The following is an 18,671-nucleotide window of genomic DNA, read 5'->3' as shown; positions in this document are numbered from 1 at the left end:
ACAATAATCAGGACTTGACTTAAGGGAGTGCTGCTTTTGATTGAAAAAGAACGATTTGTACCCATCCGAATTCAGAAAAATCATGCCCTGCTGAAGAGAATCCCGAAGAATCATCCAAAAAGGACTGATATCGAGTCTGATCAAACCAAAAGATTAGCAGGTTACAAAGGAGAGCAAGCAATTGATTTCCACCTCAGCAAACTCCCGGAAAAAGAGTACGTAATCCTCCATGATCTCCGGCTCTCAAACGGAAAATACTACTTTCAAATTGACACCCTGCTCCTCAACTCCGCTTTCGCCTTGATTTTAGAAGTGAAAAACTACGGGGGAACGTTATATTTCGACTCTGACTTCAATCAATTAATTCAAACGAATAGCAAGGGTGAAGTCAAAGGATATCCCAATCCGATGGAACAGGCCAGCCAACAGTGTGCTGAACTGAAAAAGTGGCTCCAGAAACGCCATTTCAACATTCCGGTCGAATTTCTTATCATAATCAGCAAACCCTCAACCATCCTCAAATCCGCTCCAGGCTATGCCAAAATGCTGCAAAAAGTCATGCATGTCCAATTCCTCCTGAAAAATATTGAAAAAATCGAAGCTGCATACAAAAATGAGGTCATAACATTAAAAGACTTAAAGAAGGTTTCACGTGCCCTGATTAAAGAGCATACACCCAGCCCTTTTAATATCTTAAAACACTATGAAATACAATTATGCGATATTCAAACAGGTGTCATATGCAAAGCTTGTTCATACAAACCAATGAAGCGCCACTTTGGAACATGGTATTGCCCGCAATGTAAATCCAAAGATAAGAATGCTCATATCCAAGCCCTCATAGACCTTTTTCTCCTTAACAGCCATTCCCCCTTAACCAATCAGGGAATTTGCCGCTTTCTGCAGATTCCGTCCGGAGAAATAGCCAGGAAACTTATCTCATCGATGCAGCTGCCTTATTCCGGTACTAAAAAAGGCAGAGTATATTTCCCGCCGCCAAACTATCAGCAAATTAAGAACCTAGATTAAGCTGACATGTGGCATAAGTTGTCACCCCCCTCCCAAAGTGGTAATATTAATAAGAAATAATGTGAATTTTCATGGGAGGATTCCGCCGGTAAAAAGCGAATCTTTTTTAATTACTACCTTTTTTCCAGAAAAGGGCGGATCAGCAAATGACTCTCATATCCACTATAAAGGAGCGTTTTTAATGCTTGGGATTTTAAATAAAGTGTTTGATCAAAATAAACGCGAAATAAAACGCCTCACCAAAATGGCAGAACAAATTGATGGACTTGCATCTGATACCGAAAAATTATCGGACGAGCAGCTGCGCGCAAAAACGGAAGAATTCAAGGCACGCTACCAAAAGGGTGAATCCGTTGATGATATGCTGATCGAAGCATTTGCGGTTGTCCGCGAAGCAGCGAAGCGCGTTCTTGGCTTATATCCTTATCCTGTACAGTTAATGGGGGGAATCTCCCTTCACGAAGGCAATATTTCCGAGATGAAAACCGGTGAAGGTAAAACCCTGACTGCGACTATGCCGGTTTATTTGAACGCACTAACTGGCAAAGGCGTTCACGTTGTAACGGTCAACGAATACCTTGCCAGCCGTGACGCCACTGAAATGGGTCAGCTTTACGAATTCCTTGGCCTGACTGTTGGCCTTAACCTGAATGGACTTTCCAAGGAAGAAAAACAGGCTGCCTATGCTGCCGACATCACATACGGCACCAATAATGAGCTTGGCTTTGACTACCTTCGCGATAACATGGTTCTTTACAAAGAGCAGAAGGTTCAGCGCCCGCTTCATTATGCCGTTATCGATGAAGTTGACTCCATCCTGATTGATGAAGCGCGTACACCGCTGATCATTTCAGGCTCTGCCCAAAAATCAACTCAGCTTTATATCCAGGCGAATGCGTTTGTCAGCCGCCTGAAAAAAGACGAGGATTACACGTATGATGAAAAAACAAAGGGTGTTCAGCTGACAGAAGAAGGAATGACAAAAGCAGAGAAGGCTTTTGGAATCGAGAACCTTTTCGACATTTCACATGTTGCCCTTAACCACCATATTACACAGGCGTTAAAGGCACACTCAAGCATGCATCTTGACGTTGACTATGTCGTCCAGGAAGGCGAAATCGTCATCGTTGACCAATTTACTGGCCGTCTGATGAAAGGCCGCCGCTACAGCGATGGACTTCACCAGGCAATTGAAGCAAAAGAAGGCCTTGAAATCCAAAACGAAAGCATGACACTTGCGACGATCACATTCCAGAACTACTTCCGTATGTACGAAAAGCTTGCCGGTATGACGGGTACGGCGAAAACGGAAGAAGAGGAATTCCGTAATATTTACAATATGAATGTTGTGGTCATCCCGACAAACCGTCCGATTGCCCGTGACGACCGTCCGGATTTAATTTACGCAACAATGGACGGCAAGTTCCGCGCCGTTGTGGAAGATATTGCAGAGCGCTACAAAAATGGACAGCCTGTTCTTGTCGGTACAGTAGCAATCGAAACATCTGAAATTATCTCTAAATACCTCTCCAAAAAAGGTGTTCCGCATAATGTCCTGAACGCGAAAAATCACGGCCGTGAAGCTGAAATTATCGCGGACGCAGGTAAACAAGGTGCCGTTACTATCGCGACAAACATGGCGGGCCGCGGTACTGACATAAAGCTCGGCGAAGGTGTAAAGGAACGTGGCGGACTTGCCGTTATCGGTACAGAGCGTCACGAAAGCAGACGTATCGATAACCAGCTCCGCGGACGTTCCGGCCGTCAGGGAGACCCGGGTGTAACACAGTTCTACCTTTCTATGGAGGATGAACTGATGCGCCGCTTCGGCTCCGACAATATGAAATCGATGATGGAGCGCCTCGGCATGGATGACACCCAGCCGATCCAGAGTAAAATGGTTTCAAGAGCGGTTGAATCTGCGCAAAAACGCGTTGAGGGCAATAACTTTGATGCGCGTAAGCAGCTTCTTTCCTACGACGATGTTCTTCGCCAGCAGCGTGAAATCCTATACGGTCAGCGTAACGAAGTTCTTGAGTCCGAGAACCTGAGAGACATTGTTGAAAAAATGATCATGACCAGCATACAGCGCAATGTCGAAGCCTATGCGCCAGGCCATGAAGACGAAGAAAACTGGAACCTCCAAGGCATCATTGACTATGTAAACGGGAACCTTCTCCATGAAGGTGACCTGACAGTGGACGATATCCGCGGCAAAGATACAGAAGAAATCGCTGAAACGATTTTTGCCAAGGTGAAAGAACGCTACGACGAAAAAGAGCAAATGCTCCAGCCTGAGCAAATGCGCGAATTCGAGAAAGTTATCGTGCTGCGTGCCGTTGACTCCAAGTGGATGGACCATATCGACGCCATGGACCAGCTTCGCCAGGGTATCCACCTGCGCGCATACGGCCAGACAGATCCGCTGCGCGAGTACCAGGCAGAAGGCTTTGCCATGTTCGAAAATATGGTTGCTTCCATCGAAGAAGACGTGGCCAAGTACATCATGAAAGCCGAAATCCGCAACAACCTCGAGCGTCAGGAAGTTGCCAAAGGCCAGGCCGTCAACCCGAAAGAAGACGGAGAAAAAGTCAAGAAAAAGCCAGTCGTTAAGCAAATGGACGTTGGGCGCAACGACCCGTGCATCTGCGGCAGCGGCAAAAAATATAAAAACTGCTGTGGTGCAGAAAAATAAACAACCGAGCCGGCAACAGCTTTGCCGGCTTCTCTCTTTGGAAAAAAGGGGAGTGCTCCGCGTAATGCAGGTGGCAGAGGAATTTGAGCGGCGCCTAAAATTCAGGTTTCCTTCGTAGGGGAACGGGTGAAGGCTCCTCCCTTTGGACTTCGGACTCTTTTAAATCCGGTGTTGAAGCTCTATGTTGATTTAACACTGTGTTGATCGGAGCGGAGGTGCGAGATCCTCGAAAATGCATCCGCATTTTCTTCGTGCGGTGAGTAGTCGAGGGAGCTTATTCAAAGTCCTGCGGGAGAAGCGGGACAGGTGAGACCCCGCAGGTGCAGAGCGCCGAGGAGGCTCACAGCCCGCCCAGCGGTTCGCTGAGTGCCTGCAGCGGAAATCAACACTCAAAGTTAAGAGAGCCTTTATAATATTTAATCAAATATGCCTTTTCAACATAATAACTCGATAATGAGTAAAAATAATTTTTGAGGTGACAGGAATGGAATTAGCAGATATTCGCAATGAACTTGAAAAAACAGCTAAGATTTTAGCGGACTTTAGGGGGTCTCTTTGACTTAGAAAACAAAGAGGCGCGTATTGCCGAGCTTGATGATGTTATGCTGCAGCCGGGTTTCTGGGACGACCAGCAGGCTGCGCAAGGTGTCATCAATGAGTCAAATGCCCTGAAGGACCAGGTAAATGAATTTCACGATTTATACGAAACCTTCGAGAACCTGGAATTAACGTATGAGCTAGTCAAAGAGGAAAGCGATGAGGAATTGCAGGCAGAGCTTGTTGATGAGCTTAAGGATTTAGTACAGCGCCTGAAAGACTTCGAATTGCAGCTTCTTTTAAGCGAGGAATACGATAAAAACAATGCCATCCTTGAACTGCATCCAGGTGCAGGCGGAACTGAGTCACAGGATTGGGGCTCCATGCTTCTGCGCATGTATACAAGATGGGCAGAGAAGAAAGGCTTTAAAGTCGAAACGCTTGATTACCTTCCGGGGGATGAAGCGGGCATCAAGAGTGTTACGCTTAGCATCAAGGGCCACAATGCTTACGGCTACTTAAAAGCAGAAAAAGGCGTACACCGCCTTGTACGGATTTCACCATTTGATTCATCTGGACGCCGCCATACTTCATTCGTTTCCTGTGAAGTGATGCCGGAATTCAACGATGAAATCGAAATCGACATTCGCACAGAAGACCTGAAAATTGACACATATCGTGCAAGCGGCGCCGGCGGCCAGCACATCAACACGACTGACTCTGCCGTTCGTATCACGCATTTGCCAACAAATGTCGTGGTAACGTGTCAAACAGAACGCTCCCAGATTAAAAACCGTGAGCGTGCAATGAAAATGCTCCAGGCTAAGCTCTACCAAAAGAAAATTGAAGAGCAGGAGCAGGAACTGCTTGAAATCCGAGGCGAACAAAAGGAAATCGGCTGGGGAAGCCAAATCCGCTCCTACGTTTTCCACCCATACTCCATGGTAAAAGACCACCGTACGAATACGGAAGTCGGAAACGTCCAGGGAGTCATGGACGGCGACCTTGATCTCTTTATTAATGCCTACCTGCGTTCAAGATTAAGCTTGTCTCAGGACTAAAACACCTAAGGCCTGTGCCGGCAAATCACAAATTCAAAGAATTGCCGCCACCTAATAACCCAAAGCCTTTGCCAGCGAATGATTGGCAAAGGCTTATTTCGTTTATAAAAGAAATTTTTTTCCTTCAAAATTATTTTACTAACATACTATTAAAATCTCTTTTTATTAAGTAATTTGCAATCTATATAACGAAGTAATTTTTCTGAAATAACATTAATTTAAATGTTCATTTTGAATATAAAAAATAGTTTGACAATAAAACCGACTGAAGTTACAATACAATTAGTTCATGAATACAGAACAGAGTTTTATAATGTAAAACAGGAAACGGAAGGGTGATCTACATATCAAATTTTTTTAGTCGGTAATGAAAGCGTTTTATTTATCGGAAAGAATTTTAGAACTTCCAATGATAGCGCAAAAAAATAGAGCACACTATCATTTTTTTAAAATAGTTGAGGGGGAAAATTAATGAAAAAACTGTCCATTTTATTTCTTAGTATCTTAATGATCAGCACAATGGTGTTAGCAGCCTGCGGAGGAAACTCAAGCTCGACCGGCGCTTCTGAAAAAGGGTCATCAGATAGTGAAAGCGGAGAAGGCGGAAAGCGTACGCTAAAAGTTAGTATTGGAGTAAATGACAAGCATCCGGAATATGAAGCTTCGTTGAAATTCAAAGAGCTTGTTGAAGCAGAATCAGATGATTTAACAGTTGAAGTTTATCATTCCGGGCAAATTGCTGATGACCGCTCAGCGATTGAAATGCTTCAGTTCGGTACCCTTGATATTACGATTCCTTCAACGTCGCCGCTTGTAAACTTTATTCCTGAGTTTGGCGTATTTGATCTTCCATTCACTGTTCCAAATGAAGAAGTGGCAGACAAGGTATTAGATGGCGCGTTTGGAGACAAGATGCTTGAGATGGTTGACCAGCAGGGACTAGTTGGTTTAGCTTGGTGGGAAAATGGTTTCCGTAACTTAACGAACGATGTAAAGCCTGTTGCAAAGATGGAAGATGTTAAGGGTTTGAAGATCCGTACAATGGAAAACGAAATTCACTTAGACGCTTGGAAGGCGCTTGGTGCGAATCCGACTCCTATGGCTTTTACAGAGTTATTCACAGCTTTGCAGCAAGGTACAATTGATGGACAGGAAAATCCATATCCAACCATTCTTTTAAGTAAATACCCTGAGGTTCAGAAGCATGTTTCGAATACAAATCACGTATACACACCGTTTATCTTCTTATTCAGTAAGAAAATTTGGGAAGAGCTTTCAGCTGAACAGCAGGAAGTGGTTTCTAAAGCAGCAGTAGAAGCAGGTAAATTTAACAGAGAGCGTACACGTGAAGTAGCGGACGAGTCACTTGAAACATTGAAAACGGAAATGACATTTACTGAGGTACCGGAGGAAGAATTCGCAAAATTCCAAGAAGCAGTAAAGCCAGTCATTGAAAAATATAAAGATAAAATCGGTGCTGAAATTGTAGACGAATTCCTTGCTGAGATTGATAAGGCGAAATAATTTTGAAAAGAGCAGCCGGTTGTCGCCTGATGGCCGGTCTCTTTTTTAAAGAAAAGAGGCGATCCAGTTGCTGAAATCATTGAAATGGCTTGATGAAAACCTCGAAAAGTACATATTATTCCTTTTATCGGCTGTCATGGTTGTCGTTATATTTGTACAGGTCTTTATGCGTTATGTGATGTCAAACTCCCTTTCCTGGTCAGAAGAGCTTGCACGGTACTGCTTTATCTGGCTCATTTATATCGGGATCAGCTATGCGGTCAAGCATCACCGCCATATTAAAGTAGACGCGGCCCTATTGCTATTTAAAGATAAAACAAAAATCTATTTCTCACTCATTTCTAATATCCTCTTTCTCGTTTTCTGTGTGTATGTTGTGATCTATGGTTATGGAATTGCATCCCAGCTGCTATTATTTGGACAAACAACACCAGCCCTTCAGATCCCAACAGGTATCGTATACCTGGCTCCGCCCGTTGGCATGGGGCTTGCAGGAATCCGATTAATTCAAAACATTATCGGTAATTTTATAGCGATTAAGAATTACGATAATAACCAGGAACTTCCGAAAGATGTAGAGCAGAACATTAACGCGATCTAGAAGATTTTGTGAAGGAGGTAAGTTCTGAATGGCAGGGGTATTATTCGGTTCATTTGCAGTTTTTCTATTTTTCACCGTTCCTATAGGAATCGCAATCGGGTTAGCCGTATTATTCACGATTTTATATACCGGCGGAATGCCAGTTGAATTCCTGATGAAAGAATTAACAAACTCTGTTGACTCATTTCCTCTTTTAGCTGTTCCTTACTTTATTATCGCTGGTGAAATTATGGGGAAAGGCGGAATATCCAAGCGCCTATTCAATGTAGCAGATTCAATGGTCGGAAATAAAACAGGCGGGATCGCCATGGCGACCATCATCACCTGTATGTTTTTCGCAGCCATTTCCGGTTCAGGACCTGCAACTGTGGCGGCAATCGGCGGGATTATGATTCCAGCCATGGTGCAAAAAGGGTATGATAAGCGTTTTGCGACTGCCGTCGTTGCTGCAGCAGGTTCAATTGGGGTCATTATTCCTCCAAGTATTCCGATGGTTATCTACGGCGTATCTGGCAGTGTTTCAATCGGGGATATGTTTATTGCCGGGATTATCCCAGGAATTATGGTTGGTGTTGGCCTGATGATTTATTCTTACATCCATTCGAAAAAAATGGGTTATACAGGAACTGATCAGGCTACAACTATTAAAGGTGTGTTAACGGCACTTTGGGAGGCCAAATGGGCACTTCTCATTCCTGTCGTTATTTTAGGCGGGATTTACGGAGGCATTTTCACCCCGACAGAAGCAGCGGTTGTCGCTGTAGTATTCGGATTAATCGTCAGTGTTTTCGTTTACAAAGAATTGAAATTCAAGGATCTGCCGCAGATATTTGTTGATTCTGCTTTAACGACGGCCACAGTCCTTGTAATCGTTGGAGCTGCAACTGCGTTTGGGCGGTTATTAACAATCGAACAAATACCGAACCAGATTGCTGAAGCGATGATGTCGATTTCAAGCGAACCGCTCATTATTATGCTGCTCATTACATTATTGCTGCTCATAGTAGGCTGTTTTATGGATACAATTGCGGCGATTATTATCTTAACGCCAATCCTGCTTCCAGTTGCACTTCAAATTGGCTACGATCCGATTCATTTTGGGATTATTATGATTGTAAATCTATCGATTGGGTTCATCACACCGCCTCTTGGTGTAAACCTGTTTGTAGGAGCGGGGATATCCGGTTTATCACTGGAGGAGTTATCAAAAGCGATTGTGCCGTTTTTCTTTGCGATGTTAATCACATTGCTGATTATCGTTGTCGCTCCGCAGCTTTCGCTTCTGTTCTTATAAACTGTTTTAATAGGAAAATGCACGCTGCAAATCTATTCTGCTAAACAGCATTTTATAGGTCATCAAAAAAATGCTGTTCTCTTTTTGCGGATATTACAAAACACAGTTTTATATTGTAGAACAAAAACCAACTTAAGATTTACTGCAGCAAATTATGAAGGGGAGATGAAGATGAAAAAGAAAAAGTTAATTGGCTTGACTGCAACTGTATTAGCAAGCTTTTTATTCCTTGCCGGCTGCGGCGGGGAAGAAGCAGGAGGAGAGAATGGGGGAGGAAAGAAAAAGGTTATCAAAGTAGCTCACTACTTTGCTGAGGACCATCCCCAGAATGTTGCCTTAAAAGAAAAGTTTAAAACGATGGTTGAAGAAGAAAGCAATGGGGAGCTTGAAGTGCAGCTTTTCCCGAACAGTACGCTTGGTGCAGAGAAGGAATTCTATGATGGCGTGCGTAATGGAACCATTGAGATGGGAATTCCGGGCTTAATCATGCAGGCGGATATTCCGAAAATGGCAGCACCAGAATGGCCGTTTTTATTTAAAGATTTTGAACATGCCAAAACCGTATTGAACGGTCCGATTGGGGAAGAACTGACGGAAGATCTTGAATCCGAGCATGGCGTAAAGCCGCTTGCCTGGAGTGCGAATGGTTTCCGGATGTTTTCTTCCAATCAGACAATTGAAAGTTTAGAAGACTTTAACGGCCTTCGTCTAAGAATGCCGAACATTCCAAACTATATCGAACTTGGAAAACTGCTTGGTGCCAATGTAACGCCGCTTCCGATTTCCGAAGTTTTTACCGCAATGGAGCAAAACGTTGTGGATGGACAGGATAACCCGATTGCCACTGTCCGGGCATCAGGCTGGTATGAAGTGCAAAGCGATATTCTAGAATCGAAGCATATGTTTAGCCCGAACTTGTATATTATCAACAGCAATTTTTGGAATGGTTTGACAGAAGAGCAGCAGAAGATTATTGAAAAGGCTTCAAAGGAAGCCGCGAATTATGAATTTGAACTGCTTGAAAAGAGTTATGAAGAAGACAAGAAGTTTCTTCAGGACAACGGCTTAAAGTTTACAGAACCATCAGAGGAATTTTCAGCTGAAATGGAAGAAGCAGCGCAGCCTCTGTACGAAGATATTTACAGCGAATTTGATTGGGCAAAGGATCTGGCAGACCGCATCCGCGCAGAAGCAAAGTAATACTGCAATAAACGGCTTGGAGGGATAAACCCTTTTATCTCTCCAAGCTTTCATTAGCAGGGAGGAGAAAGCCGTGTTTAGTAAAATCAGCTCTTTTTCAAATAAAGTTTTAAACATTGCGATTGCCTTTTCACTGGCAGCCATGTCCCTCTCCGTCTTTGGAAATGTAGTTCTGAGGTATGTATTCAATTCCGGTCTTACTTGGTCAGAAGAAATGTCCCGCTACTTTTTCGTCTGGCTGGTTTTCCTGGGGGCGATTGCCGCATTGAAGGATAAAATGCACCTTGGTGTGGACATTGTCGTCAATGCATTGCCGAAGGGGCTTCAAAAAGTGGTCTTCATTATCAGCAATGCCATTGTCCTTTACCTGCTTTGGCTTGTATTGGAAGGAAGCTGGAAAATGACCCTGCTCAATATGAACAGTACAGGTCCGGCAACGGGAATGCCGCTTTCCTATTTATATGGCATTGGGATTGTATCAAGCATTTGGATGATGGTTCTTATTATTGCCAGTCTATTTAAAGCAATCAAAGGAACGTCAGAGCGGTTTACGATCATTCAATCCTCAGATGACGTGTTATCAGAGGTAAACCCTAATCAGGAAGATAAGATGATAGCAAAATAGCGGCGGCAAGAAAGGAGGGCATTACTCGCCATGATAGGAGTATTTTTAGGATCACTATTTGGATCACTGGCATTAGGAGTGCCGATTGCATTTGCGCTGCTGGCCAGCGGTGTCATGCTGATGGTTGTCATGGGTACTTTTGATAGCCAAATCGTTGCTCAAAACCTGATTAATGGCGCCAATAACTTTTCATTGATGGCCATTCCGTTCTTTGTATTAGCTGGTGAATTGATGAATGCGGGCGGAATTTCCAAGCGTATCGTCGATTTTTCCATGGCACTTGTGGGCCATATTAGAGGAGGCCTTGGGTTTGTAGCCATTATTGCCAGTATTTTATTTGCGGGATTATCGGGTTCCGCTGTTGCGGATACAGCAGCACTTGGAGCGATTTTAATTCCCATGATGATTGCCAAAGGTTATAACGTCAACACCTCTACAGGCATCATCTGTGCATCGGGTATTATTGCTCCCGTTATTCCGCCAAGCATTCCGATGATTCTATTCGGAGTAACCGCGGGTGTATCGATTACAGATTTATTCATGGGCGGCATCATTCCCGGAGTGATGATGGGAGTCGGACTCATGATCGGCTGGTTCTTTATGTCACGAAAAGATACAAGTGAACTGCCTCCGCGAAAATCTGCCAAAGAAATTTGGAAGGCAGTTCAGCATGCGAGTTTTGCTTTGATGCTACCGGTCATCATTATTGGCGGTCTGCGAGGCGGCGTGTTTACACCAACTGAAGCTGCCGTTGTTGCTGCATTTTATGCCTTGTTTGTTGGTCTATTCATTTACCGGGAGCTGAAGCTTGATGAGCTGTACCAGGTTTTAATTGCTTCAGCAAAGACGACGAGTGTTGTTATGTTTGTGGCAGCTGCCGCGATGGTATCGGCATGGCTCATTACCGTAGCGAATGTTCCTGCAGAAATTGCAGGTTATATGGGTTCACTTGTTAATAGCCCGCTGCTTTTAATGGTTGTGATTATGATTTTTCTATTATTGATTGGCCTTGTGATGGACCTGACACCAGCCATCCTGATTTTTACGCCAGTACTGCTGCCTCTTGTTAAAATGGCTGGAATCGATCCTGTCTATTTCGGAATTGTAATGGTTATCAATCTGTGTATTGGATTGATCACTCCACCGGTTGGCACGGTATTATATGTTGGCTGCGGAATAAGTAAAATCAGCCTGGCGGATTTAACGAAAGGCATCTGGCCTTTTCTGCTCGTTCACGCAATCGTGCTGGCACTTTTAATATTATTCCCGGAAATCATTACGGTGCCGCTTGCATGGCTTAATTAATTGAAGCTGTCAGAGTGATCATGATGAAGGAGATAAGGATATGGACATCATTAAAGAAATCTTGAAGGATATTCCCATTCCCAAAATGGTTAAAGTGAAGCAGAAATTTCATGCGCCCCAGCTTGAAGATGTAGGAGCTGAGGTTCGGAAAACACTAAATGAAACCAATGTGCTTACGAAAATAAAAGAAGGTGATTCTGTTGCGGTTGCGGTTGGAAGCAGAGGCCTGGCTGATTTGCCTGTGCTTGTGCGCGAGACAGTAAGCGAAATCAAACGTGTTGGCGGCCAGCCGTTTATCGTTCCGGCAATGGGAAGCCATGGCGGGGCGACAGACGAAGGCCAGATTGATGTGCTTCAGCAATTGGGTGTGACGGAAGAAGCTGTCGGGGCACCGATTAAATCTTCCATGGAAGTGGTCAAAATTGGCGAACTTCCAAATGGACTCCCGGTCTACATTGATCAAAACGCCTATGAAGCAGATAAAATTGTCGTCATTAACCGGATTAAGCCCCATACAGCTTTCCGGGGTCCCATTGAAAGCGGGCTAATGAAAATGATTACGATCGGGCTTGGCAAGCAAAAAGGGGCAGAAGCCGCGCATGCCTATAGCTTTAAATATATGGCAGAGCATGTGCCTGAAATGGCCAAAATCTCCTTATCGAAAGCGCCGATCATTTTCGGCCTTGCTTCTCTTGAAAATGCATATGACAAGGTGGCAAAAGTCATCGCGGTCCCGGCAGAAGATCTGGAAAAAGCCGAGCCCGAATTATTAGAAGAAGCGAAATCCTTAATGCCCAAAATTCATTTTGATGAGTTTGATGTTCTGATAGTAGATGAGCTTGGCAAGGATATTTCAGGGGATGGGATGGATCCGAATATAACAGGGAATTTTGCTACACCTTACGCCACTGGCGGACCCGATATTAAAAGAACAGTTGTGCTCGGCCTCACAGAAAAAACGCATGGCAATGCAAATGGCATTGGCATGGCGGACATGACAACCAAGGCGGTTGTGGATGAGATTATCTGGGAAAAAGGCTATGCGAACGCATTGACAAGCACCGTTATTGAAGTCATTAAACTGCCGATGGTGCTTGAAACAAAAGAGCTTGCGGTCAAGGCTGCTATTAAAACCTGCAATGCCTTTGATTTAAACAAGGTAAGAGCCGTTAGAATCAAGAATACATTAGACATCGGAGAGATTTGGATCTCGGAAAGCCTGATTGACGAAGCCAAACAAAATAGCAATCTGGACATTATTTCAGAGCTGGAAGAATTGGTGCTCGATTAATTCGAAAAATAGCTGCAAAATGATTTGCTATTTTTGCAGATTGATAGATAAGGAGTGTTGACATGAAACATTTATATCCACTTATTGATAATCCTGTAAACCCTTACCGTGATAACGTGCAGGGGAAAGCCAATGAACCAATTACGGTAGCGGGTCTGCTTGACCGTGCAAAATTGACACTTGGTTCCTCATATGAAGGCGGAAAGCCGGATTGGACACTCGAAGAAATCTATAACCGCCTGGAGGTTAATGCCCCTCGTATTGCTATTATCGGCGGTTCATCGGATCACCCGGCTCACATAATGGATTATCAAACTTCCGCTCGGGCGGCAATCCGCATTTGGCAAAACGGAGGCGTTCCCTTTTACTTTTCTACTCCGGTAATGTGCGACGGTACAGCTCAAAGCAATCAGGGCATGAGCTATTCCCTGCAAAGCCGAAACGCTGTTGCCCAAATGGTTGTCAACCAGCTTGAAGCACATAGTTATCACGGTGCATTTGTCATTCAAGGGTGCGATAAACAGCCTCTTGGTGTTGTAAGCGCATTGGCACATGTAGACCGTGTAAGGCGCGACCGCGGTGAGGCTCCGTTTTTTGCAACATTTGCACCAGCACATGTTTTGGAAGGCGGTTCGATTCCGGATGATGTCATCGCCGAGCTGGAAGAGCTGGCGAAAAAAGCAGAGGCGGAAGGTGCCTCAGATGTGGCGATTGATTTGCGCGACACAATGGCCTATATCCTGCAATGCTCATCCAATACAGCTTTCCAGGGAGTTTTCGAGCGTGCCTATGAACGGGGCATTATAACCAAAGAACAGCATAAGTATTTTGAAATGCGGCTGGCAGTTGCAACATGTGATGGCCAGGGCGGTGTGTGTGCTTTTAATGGAACGGGCAATAGTTCCCGCCATTTGGTTGCCGGAATGGGCTTAGTTCATCCAGCAGTTGAACTGCTGACAGATCCGCCAACACAAAGGCAGATCAATGCCGTTCTTGACAGTTTTGCCACCATGATCAATGAAGAAAAATATGGCGTCTCCAATATTGTTGCTGCAAACATTAAAAATGCCATTCGCATCCACAGCGCCTCTGGCGGATCCACTAACCTGATGATGCATATCGTTGCAGGCATGCTCTATGCAGGATACAAATTCAGCTTATGGGACTTGGATCGCATTCATCATGAGCACCCAATACCGGATCTGTTTGACTACAGCCTGACGGAAGGGCGCGATATTTACTCGCTCGCCATGCAGTGCTGCAGCGGTACGAGCAGAGGGATGGAAACACTCTTTTATGAACTGATTGAAAACGGGGTACCAATGGATCAGGATGCTCCGACTGTTGCAGCCAGAACATGGAGAGAAAGATTGGCTATTACACAAAGCTTGAAAGCTGTAAGTGTTAAAGAAAACCCAGTGATCCTATCAACGCCGCGCAGGACATTCAGCGGGGTAGATGTGCTGCAAGGAAACTTCTTTGAAAGCGCTGTTGTAAAAATAAGCGGCATGCCGACGCCTCAGCTTGACCAGTTCGATGACAAGCTTGCATTCGTCCTTTATTTCGAGAATGAAGATGATGCGAATAAAAGCCTGCTGGACTCAAATCTCTTGAACAGTATAAAAGAGAAAAAATTATTTGATCATAACCTGCTCCTTGAAACTCTTAAATATAACAATAAGGAAGAATGGGAACTGCTAAAAGAAGAAACATACGAAAAATTATTTGACGAAATGGCTGAAAAAGGCATTTTAAAAATTTCAGTTGTGATTGCCGGTCAGGGTCCTGTGGCATTCGGAATGCCTGAGATGTTCACGCCAATGCAGCATATTAATGCCAACCGCGTGATGAAAAAACTGGCAACCATCATTAGTGATGGACGCTATTCTGGTGTCACGTATGGTGCAGCAATCGGGCATATGACACCTGAAGCCTATGAAGATGGAGGAATTGGTTTCCTTCAGACTGGTGACGTTGTTCACCTTCAGCTTCGAGGACGCCGCATTGATTTTGTTGACAGAGCCCAGCTTTTCGCAGGAAACGTTGTTCACTTATTTTCAGACAGCGTAAAAGAAGATAGACGAACACTTGCAGAAGAGAGAAAAATGCGAATGAAAGCACGCCAGAAGCTGGTTGCAGCAAGCAATCGCATGTATGGCCATACCGATGCTGCAAATGGTGTTGTTCCATTGGCTGTTGTGGAAGATGCAGTGCTGGATTATGAGAAAGATATTATCATGCATGAAAAAAGCACGATTTCAAAATAAGGCATGCTCGTCAAATATCCTGTAAAATTAGGCTAAATAGAACTAGGAGAGTGAGCGGAAATGCCTATTATCCAATCAGTGGAACGCGCATTAAAAATAATGGATTTATTTGACGAGCGGGAGAGAGAATTATCCATTACTGAAATCAGCAAGCGAATGAACCTGCATAAAAGCACCGTTCATTCGCTCTTAAAAACCTTACAGGAACAGCGGTATATCTCGCAAAATGAGGAGAATGGAAAGTATCGGCTTGGCCTGAAGCTTTTTGAACGGGGCAATATGGTTCTAAGCAATCTCGATTTGCGCAAAGTGGCCAGACAGCATCTTGAAAGGCTATCAGCGACAACGAACTTGACGGTCCATCTGGTCATCTTGGACGGTCAGGAAGGCGTTTACATCGATAAGGTTGAAGGAAGCGGTGTTACCGTCCTTTATTCCCGCATTGGCCGCCGTGTTCCCGTTCATACAAGCGCGGTGGGCAAATCGCTAATTTCGACGAAAACAGATGCCGAACTGGACCAGTTTCTTAAAAACTATCAATACACAAAGCAAACACCAAAGTCGATATCTTCAAAGGAAGAATTACTTTCGGAGATCGACCATGTCCGGATGGCCGGATATTCAGTGGATAATGAAGAAAACGAACCAGGCATTGTCTGCTTCGCTGTTCCGATCAAGGATTATTCAGGCAAGGTTATAGCAGGCATAAGCATGTCCATGCCGGCTACAAAAGTTACAGATGAAACCCGCGAGCATTACGTAGGCATATTAAAAGATTGCAGCACGAGCATTTCACAGGATCTCGGTTATGAGTATCAAAAAATATAAAAAATGACAATCGGTCATTCAGGAGGAATAAACAATGAGAATTATTCGCTACCTAAAAGAAAATGAAAAACAACTTGCAGCTGTGACAAATGAAAATGAAGTAGCAGACCTTCCATTCAGCGATTTTATGTCGTTGATTGCCAAAGCACGAGAAGATAATAGAACGGCATTTGATATTGTAAAACAAATTGCGGCTGAAGCAGAAAAGCAGCCATTGGAAGGCCTTCAGCTAACAACTCCGATTGATGCTCCAGAAGTTTGGGCATCAGGCGTGACATACAAAAAAAGCAGAGAAGCGCGAAACTATGAAGCAACTCAAGGCAAGCTTGACCGTGAGACGTTTTATGACAAAGTCTATGATGCCGTACGACCGGAAATTTTCTTTAAATCAACGGCTGCAAGAACGGTAGGACCGAATGATCCTGTTTATCTCCGTTCAGATTCCAACTGGCAAATTCCGGAGCCTGAGCTGGGCCTGGTTATTGATAAAGAGGGAAATGTCCTTGGCTACACGGCTGGTAACGACATGAGCTGCCGTGACATTGAAGGTGAAAACCCGCTTTACCTGCCGCAGGCAAAGGTTTGGAAAAACTCTTGCTCCATTGGGCCGGCTATTGTATTGGCAGAAGCTGTTTCAGACCCTTATGAATTCCAAATTATTTGCCGCATTTACCGCGATGAAGAGCTTGTCTTTTACGGGGATGCGAAGGTCAATCAGCTGAAGCGCACGCTGGATGAGCTTGTCCATTACTTAGTGCTTGATAATGATATTTTTGACGGAACGGTACTCCTAACAGGAACGTGTGTTGTACCGCCAAATGAATTTACATTAGCCGAAAATGACCGGATTGAAATTGAAATCCCTGGAATCGGCGTTCTGAATAACCCGGTTGTCCAAAGCGAAAAAGCGAGGCAAGCCGCTAAGGGGTGAGGAAATGAGTGAGTATAAAACACTTTATTTAAACGAGAAAGATAGTGTAGCTGTCGCTCTTTCAGATATACCTGCAGAAGCTGAAGTGATTGTCAAAGCAGAGGGCATCGAAAAAACAGTCAGGATTCTTGAGCCTATCCGCTTTGGCCATAAATTCGCTGTCAGAGCCATTCCCCAGGGGGATGACATTATTAAATATGGTGAAGTGATCGGGGCGGCAGTCGTCCCGATCGATGCCGGGGAACATGTGCATGTTCATAATCTGGAAGGCAAAAGAGGAAGAGGTGACAAAGTTGTTCAATGAGAAACTTCAATTTTGGGGTTACCGCCGTCCTGATGGCCGCGTTGGGGTAAGAAATCATGTGCTTATACTGCCAACAATTACATGTGCAACGCAAACTGCCCAGCGGGTGACAGAGCTTGTCAGCGGAACGGTTACATTCATACACCAGCATGGCTGTGCACAGGTTGGAACGGACTATGACCAGACGGCCAGAACATATGCCGGAATGGGGATGAACCCAAATGTTTACGGTGTGATCGTTCTCGGCCTTGGCTGTGAAACCCATCAGGCACACCGCATTGGGGATGAAATCGCCAAATGCGGAAAGCCTGTGGAAACAGTATCGATCCAGGAACATGGAGGAACGCTTCAAACGATTGCCGAGGTGGCAAAAATAGCGGTAAAAATGGTTCAGGATGCCTCTATGGTACAGCGGGAGCTATGCGATTTCAGCGAATTAATCGTCGGTACAGAATGCGGGGGATCTGATGCATGCTCCGGCCTTTCGGCAAATCCAGCTGTTGGGCGCACAAGCGACATGATCGTTGAACAGGGCGGCACCGCGATTTTAGCCGAAACGACCGAATTAATCGGTGCAGAGCATTTACTTGCCAACCGTGCAGCGAATGACTCAGTCGCCAAAAAAGCGTATGCCGTCATTAAAATGATGGAAAATCGCTCGATCCAAATGGGCGTTGACATTCGTACCGGCAATCCGAGCCCTGGCAACATTGAAGGCGGGCTAAGCTCTCTCGAAGAAAAGTCGCTTGGGGCTGCAACCAAATCGGGTACAAGCCGATTGGAAGAAGTCATTGACTATGCACAGATTCCAACCAAAAAAGGGCTGGTCTGGATGGATACGCCGGGCCATGATATTGAACAGTTAACAGGTATGGTGGCTGGAGGCGCACAAATCGTCCTATTTACGAGCGGGCGCGGCACACCGACCGGGTCACCGATCGCTCCAGTTATTAAAATTTCAACAAATACACCGATGTTCGAACGCATGAACGAAAACATGGATCTTGATGCAGGACCTATCGTTGACGGCAAAGAAACAGTAGGAGAAGTCGGCGGACGCATCATGAAAGAAATCCAGGCTGTAGCAAATGGAAAATTGACAAAAGCAGAAATATTGAAGCAGCACGACTTCGGAATTTGGCGTATTGGTCCAACATTTTAATAAAAGGCTTGGCATTT

Annotated in this window: 15 protein-coding genes; all 15 read left to right on the top strand. The window is 44.7% G+C overall.

Translation table 11 applies throughout. From position 1 onward, the window contains the following. Positions 1-36 precede the first annotated feature (36 nt). The 15 genes from J7I93_RS13250 (at position 37) to J7I93_RS13180 (ending at position 18,654) form a co-directional block, all read left to right on the top strand. On the top strand, positions 37-1,029 hold the full coding sequence (locus J7I93_RS13250) for a nuclease-related domain-containing protein (protein WP_214726332.1): 993 nt from the start codon (positions 37-39) through the stop codon (positions 1,027-1,029). A gap of 181 nt (positions 1,030-1,210) precedes the next feature. Further along, positions 1,211-3,724 carry a preprotein translocase subunit SecA gene (secA, locus tag J7I93_RS13245; RefSeq protein ID WP_214726331.1) on the top strand — a complete coding sequence of 838 codons (2,514 nt, stop codon included), beginning with the start codon at positions 1,211-1,213 and terminating at the stop codon, positions 3,722-3,724. A gap of 484 nt (positions 3,725-4,208) precedes the next feature. After that, a protein-coding gene (gene prfB / locus J7I93_RS13240; RefSeq protein ID WP_214726330.1) for a peptide chain release factor 2 occupies positions 4,209-5,322 on the top strand; the annotation gives its coding sequence in 2 pieces (ribosomal slippage) (positions 4,209-4,280 and positions 4,282-5,322; 1,113 coding nt in all). A gap of 471 nt (positions 5,323-5,793) precedes the next feature. Next, the gene (locus J7I93_RS13235) at positions 5,794-6,846 is read left to right on the top strand and encodes a TRAP transporter substrate-binding protein (RefSeq protein ID WP_214726329.1); all 1,053 of its coding nucleotides are present in this window, start codon (positions 5,794-5,796) and stop codon (positions 6,844-6,846) included. Between the two features lie 67 nt (positions 6,847-6,913). Beyond that, positions 6,914-7,447, top strand: coding sequence for a TRAP transporter small permease (locus J7I93_RS13230; RefSeq protein WP_214988051.1), 534 nt, complete (start codon positions 6,914-6,916; stop codon positions 7,445-7,447). A 28-nt stretch (positions 7,448-7,475) separates the two neighbouring features. Continuing rightward, a complete protein-coding gene (locus J7I93_RS13225; protein WP_214726328.1) occupies positions 7,476-8,741 on the top strand; it encodes a TRAP transporter large permease in 1,266 nt (421 codons plus the stop codon). 171 nt (positions 8,742-8,912) lie between these two features. Continuing rightward, positions 8,913-9,941, top strand: a complete 1,029-nt coding sequence (locus J7I93_RS13220; RefSeq protein ID WP_214726327.1) for a TRAP transporter substrate-binding protein — start codon at positions 8,913-8,915, stop codon at positions 9,939-9,941. A 73-nt stretch (positions 9,942-10,014) separates the two neighbouring features. After that, a complete protein-coding gene (locus tag J7I93_RS13215; protein ID WP_214726326.1) occupies positions 10,015-10,566 on the top strand; it encodes a TRAP transporter small permease in 552 nt (183 codons plus the stop codon). 30 nt (positions 10,567-10,596) lie between these two features. Then, positions 10,597-11,871: a TRAP transporter large permease gene (locus J7I93_RS13210; RefSeq protein ID WP_214726325.1), complete on the top strand. Its 1,275-nt coding sequence runs from the start codon at positions 10,597-10,599 to the stop codon at positions 11,869-11,871. 40 nt (positions 11,872-11,911) lie between these two features. Then, a complete protein-coding gene (locus J7I93_RS13205) occupies positions 11,912-13,162 on the top strand; it encodes a nickel pincer cofactor-dependent isomerase, group 22 (RefSeq protein WP_214726324.1) in 1,251 nt (416 codons plus the stop codon). 62 nt (positions 13,163-13,224) lie between these two features. Next, positions 13,225-15,429 carry a dihydroxy-acid dehydratase domain-containing protein gene (locus J7I93_RS13200; RefSeq protein ID WP_214726323.1) on the top strand — a complete coding sequence of 735 codons (2,205 nt, stop codon included), beginning with the start codon at positions 13,225-13,227 and terminating at the stop codon, positions 15,427-15,429. A gap of 60 nt (positions 15,430-15,489) precedes the next feature. Then, entirely contained in the window at positions 15,490-16,257 is a 768-nt protein-coding gene (locus tag J7I93_RS13195; RefSeq protein WP_214726322.1) for an IclR family transcriptional regulator, read from the top strand. A gap of 34 nt (positions 16,258-16,291) precedes the next feature. Next, entirely contained in the window at positions 16,292-17,188 is an 897-nt protein-coding gene (locus J7I93_RS13190; RefSeq protein ID WP_214726321.1) for a fumarylacetoacetate hydrolase family protein, read from the top strand. Between the two features lie 4 nt (positions 17,189-17,192). Next, positions 17,193-17,492, top strand: a complete 300-nt coding sequence (locus tag J7I93_RS13185; protein WP_214726320.1) for a UxaA family hydrolase — start codon at positions 17,193-17,195, stop codon at positions 17,490-17,492. Beyond that, the gene (locus tag J7I93_RS13180) at positions 17,440-18,654 is read left to right on the top strand and encodes a UxaA family hydrolase (RefSeq protein ID WP_214988049.1); all 1,215 of its coding nucleotides are present in this window, start codon (positions 17,440-17,442) and stop codon (positions 18,652-18,654) included. The genes J7I93_RS13185 and J7I93_RS13180 overlap by 53 nt, the downstream gene beginning before the upstream one ends. Positions 18,655-18,671 lie beyond the last annotated feature (17 nt).

Origin of the sequence: Bacillus sp. ISL-47, assembly GCF_018613175.1 — a bacterium.
Classification (GTDB): domain Bacteria; phylum Bacillota; class Bacilli; order Bacillales; family Cytobacillaceae; genus Cytobacillus.
The sequence above is the reverse complement of the archived record's forward strand: the minus strand, read 5'-3'. Positions and strand labels throughout refer to the sequence as shown.